Annotated in this window: 5 protein-coding genes and 1 pseudogene; 1 reads left to right on the top strand and 5 read right to left on the bottom strand. The window is 71.8% G+C overall.

Going from position 1 to position 6,631, the window contains the following annotated elements; all coding sequences use genetic code 11:
• The 4 genes from ACSBP4_RS19455 to ACSBP4_RS19440 form a co-directional block, all read right to left on the bottom strand.
• Window positions 1-1,395: cation transporter (locus ACSBP4_RS19455; protein WP_435553190.1), on the bottom strand; the 1,395-nt coding region annotated here is incomplete at its 3' end.
• A 51-nt stretch (window positions 1,396-1,446) separates the two neighbouring features.
• A complete protein-coding gene (locus ACSBP4_RS19450) occupies window positions 1,447-2,775 on the bottom strand; it encodes a hypothetical protein (RefSeq protein WP_435553189.1) in 1,329 nt (442 codons plus the stop codon).
• 115 nt (window positions 2,776-2,890) lie between these two features.
• Entirely contained in the window at window positions 2,891-3,226 is a 336-nt protein-coding gene (locus tag ACSBP4_RS19445; RefSeq protein ID WP_435553188.1) for an Hsp20/alpha crystallin family protein, read from the bottom strand.
• Between the two features lie 475 nt (window positions 3,227-3,701).
• The gene (locus ACSBP4_RS19440; RefSeq protein ID WP_435553187.1) at window positions 3,702-5,285 is read right to left on the bottom strand and encodes a sulfatase; all 1,584 of its coding nucleotides are present in this window, start codon (window positions 5,283-5,285) and stop codon (window positions 3,702-3,704) included.
• Between the two features lie 294 nt (window positions 5,286-5,579).
• On the opposite strand from ACSBP4_RS19440, the gene ACSBP4_RS19435 reads away from it, so the two are divergent.
• Window positions 5,580-6,377, top strand: a complete 798-nt coding sequence (locus tag ACSBP4_RS19435; protein ID WP_435553186.1) for a hypothetical protein — start codon at window positions 5,580-5,582, stop codon at window positions 6,375-6,377.
• A gap of 34 nt (window positions 6,378-6,411) precedes the next feature.
• On the opposite strand, the pseudogene ACSBP4_RS19430 reads toward ACSBP4_RS19435, so the two are convergent.
• Window positions 6,412-6,631, bottom strand: a pseudogene (locus ACSBP4_RS19430) (phosphatase PAP2 family protein); the annotation flags it as partial.

The raw sequence follows: 6,631 nt of genomic DNA, 5'->3' as shown, positions 1-6,631 counted from the left end.
GAGCGCGGTCGCGGTCGCGCCGGCACCGGTGAGCGCGGCTCCGACGCCGACGACGACGGCGGCCGCGAGGACGACGGGAACGAGCCGGGCGGCGAGTTCGTCGGCCCGCCGAGTGACGCCGTGGTCGGCGCTCTGGACGTTCCAGACGACCCGGGTGAGCCGCTCGATGCTGCTGGTGGTTCGCTCGCCGACGTCGACGACCGCCGCGTCGGTCGTGACGACCGAGCCGCCGACCACCTCGTCGCCGGCTTCCTTCGGGACCGGAAGCGACTCGCCGGTGACGACGGCCTCGTCGACGGTACACTCGCCCTCGGCCAGCCGGCCGTCGACCGGGATGCGCTCGCCCTCGCGGACGAGCAGGCGGTCGCCGGACTCGAGGTCGGCGACGGGAATCTCGGCCGTGGAGCCGTCCGACGCGTACAGCCGGGCGGTGTCGACCTGCGAGACGGTGAGGTCGGTCAGCCGGTCGGTCGCGCGGCGCTTGACCGTCGACTCGTAGTAGGTCGCCCCCATCACGAGCGCGGCGACGACGATGGTCAGGTCGAAGTAGACGTCCGTGCGGCCGAGCGCGGCGGTGATCGAGGCGTACGCGTACGCGCCCAGAACCGTCAGCGCCGCGAGCAGGGCCGTCGTCGGCCGCCGGAGCTTCAGACTGACGTACGCGCCCCGGAGGACGGGGCCGCCGGTCAGGTAGACGATCGCGCCGGTCAGGACGACGAACAGCGGGAGATAGAGGGAGCCGCTAAAGCCGGTGAACGACCCCTCGAAGTGGGCGATCGCGCCCCAGTCGGTAAACGCGGTCAGGTACATCGGATAGAAGACCGCCACGAACGGCAACAGCAGGAAGGAGCCGAAGACGACGCCGACGACGTACCGCATCTCAAGCATGTCGTCGGCGCGGCGCTTCCGGAGCCCGTCCATCTCCCGGGAGCGGCGGGTGCCACCGGTATCCTCGTCAGCGCTTGCGTCCTCGCGCCGGTACGCGGTGTAGCCAAGCGTACTCAGCGCGTCCTCGAGGGCGTCCGCGCCGATCCGATCAGGGTCGTGATCGACCCGGACCGTCTCGGTGACGTAGCTCGCCTCGGCGTCGCGAACACCGTCGCGGCCCTCGGCGACGGACTCGAGGTAGGCCTCGCAACTGGCCGAGTGCATGCCGTCGACCCGGAAGAAGGTCCGGACGGTCCCGTCGGTCTCCGCCGTCGCGTCCGGGCTCGCGTCGGCCGGCTGGTCCGTCGAACGGGGGCCGGCGTCGTCGCCGGTTCCGTACTCGGCGGCGATATCGCGACAGCCGCTCGAGCAGAAGTCGTCGGCGGCCCGCTCGTCGGTCCCCGAAAGCGGCGTGCCGCAGAGCCGACAGCGGTCGGTTCCGTCGCCAGTCGCGTCTCGATCGCTCACGCTAGGCGCTGTGGGTTCGACGGCAATAACAGTGGCCGATCCGACCGTCGCTCATCGCCGCTCGACGACGGTCCCCTCGTCGCCGACCGCGACCGCCCGCCGGCCGTCTGGCGCGACCGCGACGCCGATCAGCGACTCGAGCGGCCCCGCGTCGATCGCGTCCCAGTCCGTCCCGCTGCGCTCGTGGATCACGCCGTCGGCGTCGCAGGCGATGGTCTCCCCCTCCCGCCGGGCCAGCCCACAGATCGCTTCCTCGCCGACTCGCTCGGGCGTCCACGTCGACCCGCCGTAGCGGTGGACGACGCCGTCGTCCGCGCTCACCAGACAGTCGCCGCGACCGAGCGTCGCCACGGCCTCGAGCGTGCCGCCGGCGCCGACGGGGCCAACGCGGTCGAACGACGCCCCGCCGTCGGCCGTCTCGAAGACCGCGTCGTTCGTGTCACAGCAGTAGCCGACCGAGGCGTCCGCCAGCGCGACCCCGCTCAGGCTCGAGCCGCTGCCGGGGGTGACGGGCTCGTCCCACCCGATCTCGCCGTCGCGGTAGCGCCCGCGGAGGACGGCTCCGGAGCCGTCGATCAGCAGAACCGTCTCGTCGCCGCTCCGGCCGGCGACGGCGACCCCCAGCCAGTTGTTCGTGATCTCGAGTGGGGCCGTGTAATCGGTGTGCAGTCCCGTCTCGGGCTCGAGCCGGCCCAGCGAGCCGCTGTCGCCGGCGACCCAGACCGCCGCGCCGTCGGCCGTCACGTCGACCCCCTGTAACTCCTCGCCCTGCGCGGCGGGCCCGTCCGCGAGCGCGACCGACCACTCGGTGTCGTCGCCAGGGGCCGAGAGGACGATCCCGTCCTCACCGACCGCGTGGGCCGCGCCGCCGTCGGTCACGCAGACGTCCCGCAGCGTCGCCTCGGTGGGAACATCGACGGGCCGCCACTCGCGGGCGTGGGGCCGCTCGGTCTCGCTGGCGGCGTCGGTCCCGGATGCTCCGTCGCCGGTATCGACGTCGGGACGGTCGTCGTCCGAGCCGAGAGCGACGCCGTCGTGTCCGTCGCCGTCCACGGATTCGGCCGCCGCATCCGGGCGCTCGAGCGCCGCGTCACCGGTCGCCGTTCGATCGGCGGTCGTCGCCGCGCGGTCTCGAGCGGCCGTCGCCTCGTCCGCCCGCTCGGGTGCGTCGTCCCGACCCACCGACGGTCGCCACAGGTACAGCACGATCGGCGGGACGACATAGGACGCCAGCGCGAGGGCGATGAACGCGCGGTGATAGACCGACAGCGTCCCGAACGCCGTCAGTCCGGCTGCCGCGACCGCGTGGATCCAGGTCTTCGTGTACTCGCGAAAGAACGGGAGGAAGCCGTCGCTCGAGCGTGCGTCCTGGGTCACCATTGGTCCCGTGACTGTCGTCTCTCCTACCGGGCAAGGGCGCAAAAACGTGCTGCAGGCAGTCCGCTCGGTTCCGATCGACCGGAAATGAAGGCCCGTCGGGGTGGTCGATCGAGACTCACGATTCCGTCTCGAGCGAGACGGTGAGGACGCCGTTGTTGTAGAACGCGTGTCGGTCGTCCCCGAACTCGAGGCCGGGCGGGAGCGGCGTGACGGTGCGTTCGACGACGCGGTCGTCGCTCTCGGGGTTCGCGTCGCCGTCGTGGCCGTCGAAAGCGCTGTCGCCGCGATCGACCGCGATCCGGAGGCGACGCGAGCCGACCTCGACCGTCACGTCGTCCGTCGCCGCGGGAGCGACGTCGACGGCGGCGCGAAGGCGATCGGACGTGCCGTCGTAGACGACCTGCGTCGGGAACGGGAACGACGCCGATTGGGCTGGGCCGCTGGTGGACATGGCCCCACGTTCCGACGGCGGCGGCAAACCGCCCCGCGTGTACAGGTGTGCGCTTGATACCGGGCGCGGCTATGGCCGTTGCCCATCGTGCAGTGGTGCGGTGGCGCGCGCTGTCGACTATCCGAACGCCAGTGAGGATCGTCGACGACACTGTGCGAGGGGTGAGCGAGCGACTCCGGAGCGAGCGAACCGGCTGGGGAGGGTGAGGCGTCTCCGTATTGCCACGATAGCAGGACACTCCTCTCGAGTCGATTTTCTCAAGAGACCGCTCGAGAGACAGTACAACGAGTGTCCTGCTATCGTGGCTACTAGGAGTACCACGTCCTCCCCAGCCGATTCGCTCACTGCACTCGCTCATCCCTCGCGCAGTGGTAGCGGCCGCCCTCGAGAATTCTCGGTCGGCCGCCAGCGCGCGCCACCGCACGAGGTGTGAGCGGTCGAGACAAGACTGAGCGGTCACCGGCCGATCACGCCGTCACAGATAGCCCAGATCCGCGAGCCGGTCTCTGGTCCCCTCGCGCATCTCGACCTCGCCCGACGCCGCGGCCGCCTCGAGCGGGTCGAACCGCGCGTCCAGCCGCCGCCGGAGCGCCCGGACCCGGTCGGGCTCCTCGTCGGCGACGTTCGTCCCCTCGAGCGGGTCCGACCGAACGTGATGGAGCCGTTCGAAGCCGTCGTCGCCGCGGACGTATTTGTAGTCGGCCGTCCGGACCGCCCGCAGCCGGCGGTCGAACCCGCGGACCCGGTCGGGGATCTCGCCGAAGCGGGCCTCGAGACGATCGATCGAGGGCTGAGGGGCGACGTATTCGGCGAAGACGGCCTCCCGGGAATCGTCGTCCGAGTCGGGATGCAGCGACCGGCTCGACCACCCCTCGCGGAGCGCGGGGTCGTCGACGCCGGCCGTCTCGAGCAGGGTGGCGGGGAGATCGAGCAGGCTCACGAGGTCGTGGCGGGCGTCGCCGCCGATGAAGGGGCCGCCGTGAGCGACGAGGGGGACGTTCAGCAGGGTGTCGTAGAGGTTGTACTGGTGGCCGAAGAAGCCGTGTTCGCCGACGTGTTCGCCGTGGTCGCCACAGACGACGAACAGGGTGTCCTCCCACTCGCCGGCGTCGGAGAGCGCGGTCCGGAGCCGGCCGACCTGGTGGTCGACGTAGGCCAGTTCCGCGCGATAGAGGCCCCGCAGCATGGCGAACTCGCGGTCCGAAATCGCGTAGTCCTCGCAGTCGTAGGCGCGGGGATCCTGCCTGATCGCCGTCGCTTCCTCGTAGCCGGCCCCATCGGGGAGGAACCGCTCGGCGTACTCGCGGGGCGGGTCGTACTCGACGTGGGGTTCGATGAAGTTACAGAACAGGAAGAAGGGGCGGTCGTCGCTGCGACGGCGGAGCCAGTCGGCGGTCCAGTCGACCGCGCGGGCCGAGCCGTCGTCGCCGGCCGGTTGGAGCAGTTCGCTGTAGAGGATGTTGGCGGCGTTGACGACGGGGTTGCCGTCGAAGAGCCGCTCGCGGGTCGCGGCGAGTTTCTCCCGGAGGTCCTCGCCGCGGACGACCGCGCCCATGTCGGCGTCTGCCTGAATGTACTGCCAGCCCTTCCGCAACTGTTCGAAGCCCCGATCGAAGCCGAACTCCTCGGTGATCCAGGTGTTGTTCGAGACGCCGACCGTCTCGTACCCCGCGTCGGCGAAGGCCGCCGGCAGCGTCCGCAGATCGGCCTCGAGGTAGGTGTGGTCGCCGTGAGTGCCGTGTTCGGAGGGGTAGGTCCCGGTGAACAGCGACGCGTGGGAGGGCAGCGTCCACGGCGCGGTCGCGAAGGCGTTCTCGAAGGCGACTCCCTCGGCGGCGAGTCGCGCCAACGCGGGCGTCGGGCGCGCGCCAGCGTCGTCGCCGCTCGCCGCCCGGTCGCCCGGCGGGGATTGCGTGCCGACGTGATCGGAGCCCGCCGCGTTCCCCTCCGAAAGCCCTTGCAGGCCGACGCTTTTCGACCGCGCCGTGTCGAGAACGACGAGAACGACGTTCCGCGCGGTCCGATGTGACTCGTCGTCACGTCCGTTCGAGTCCGACATGGATGGGGGTACCTCCACGCGGTGGAGGGAAGGACACCGGCCCGGAGTATGCAGGGCCGTAATCAATCCTATCGGCCGATTTGCCGTCGAACACACCCCCAGAAACCCAATATCCGATATCGCTCGAGGCGAGCGGCGACCGGTGCCGTCCCGGACGGGTAGTCAGGTGCCGGTCGAATCTTCATCCGGCCGGACGGCGTATCGGGGGTGAGCGGACTGGTGGCGCGCCCGGCCGCGGGACCGATAGCGACTCGCGGCCGCGGGCCGCCACGATCGTCGCTCGGAGGACACCCAATGACTGCACACGACGACGACGCGACGACCGACGAGTCGATCGACGAACTGCCCGGGTTCGAGGACCCCGCGGACCTCGAGGAACTGGCCGACCCGGAGAGCGGACTCGCGGCGGCGTCCGAGGCGCTCGGGGGCGGGACGGTGCCGATTCTCGGCGGCGGCCTCCTGCTCGCGGCCGCGATCCGCTCGCTGGCCGCGAACCGCCGGCGGGCGATCCCGCTCGCCGTCGCCGGGAGCGCGCTGGCCGGGTACGGGCTTCGCAGACGCCGCTCGAGCGCCGAAGGCGGTGACGTGCCGGACGTCGAGGGCGGCACCGAGGGGAAAGACGTCGCGGACGCGGCCAGTGCGGCCGCCGAGCGCGTCGACTCCGGCCGCGAGTCCGAGATCGAGGGCGACGGCGAGATCGCGGACCCGGGGATCGACGACCCCGCGGACTCGGGCTCGCGGATCGAGTTCACCGACGAGCCGGACGAGGACCCCTCGCGGTCCGGACCCGACCTCGGAAGCGACGAGGGAGATCCCCGACGCGAGACCGGGACGGACGGGGTGGAAGTCGACGTCTCCGACACCGCGATGGCCGACGAGACCAGCGAGGCGACGGGGCCGGACCCCACGCAGGCCCAGCCGACCCAGACGGCGGACACGGAACCCGAGGCGAGCCCCGCGGAGGACGCCTCCGAGATGAAAGTCGAGCCGCCGGATGACGACGATCCCGACGCGGAGACGGCCGACTCGGAAGCGACCGACGACGACGGCGGCGACGAGTCGGACGACGAGGAGTCGGACGGCGGTCGGTGACGCCGACCGCCGGCGCGCTCGAGCCGGCGGCGATCTACCGCGAGCGAGCGGGCGTTCGCTCCCCCCGACCGCCGGCGCGCTCGAGCCGGTAGACGACGGGGGCGGTGACGAGCGCGGCGACGACGAGCCCGAGGGGACCGCTCCCGGCGAAGAGGGGCGCGGGCCAGTAGTAGCCGGTGAGCGCGACGAGGCCGGCGAGCGCGGCGGCGACGGCCGCGGCCCGCGCCGCGAGTCCCCGGTCGGTCCGTATCGGC

Source organism: Natrinema sp. CGMCC1.2065, from assembly GCF_051225675.1.
Classification (GTDB): domain Archaea; phylum Halobacteriota; class Halobacteria; order Halobacteriales; family Natrialbaceae; genus Natrinema; species Natrinema thermotolerans.
The sequence above is the reverse complement of the archived record's forward strand: the minus strand, read 5'-3'. Positions and strand labels throughout refer to the sequence as shown.

What these genes read in the sequence shown, in the direction of transcription:
- ACSBP4_RS19435 (WP_435553186.1), top strand. Translation starts at nt 5,580, where the DNA reads ATGACTGCACACGACGACGACGCGACGACCGACGAGTCGATCGACGAA.
- ACSBP4_RS19440 (WP_435553187.1), bottom strand. Translation starts at nt 5,285, where the DNA reads ATGTCGGACTCGAACGGACGTGACGACGAGTCACATCGGACCGCGCGG.
- ACSBP4_RS19445 (WP_435553188.1), bottom strand. Translation starts at nt 3,226, where the DNA reads ATGTCCACCAGCGGCCCAGCCCAATCGGCGTCGTTCCCGTTCCCGACG.
- ACSBP4_RS19450 (WP_435553189.1), bottom strand. Translation starts at nt 2,775, where the DNA reads ATGGTGACCCAGGACGCACGCTCGAGCGACGGCTTCCTCCCGTTCTTT.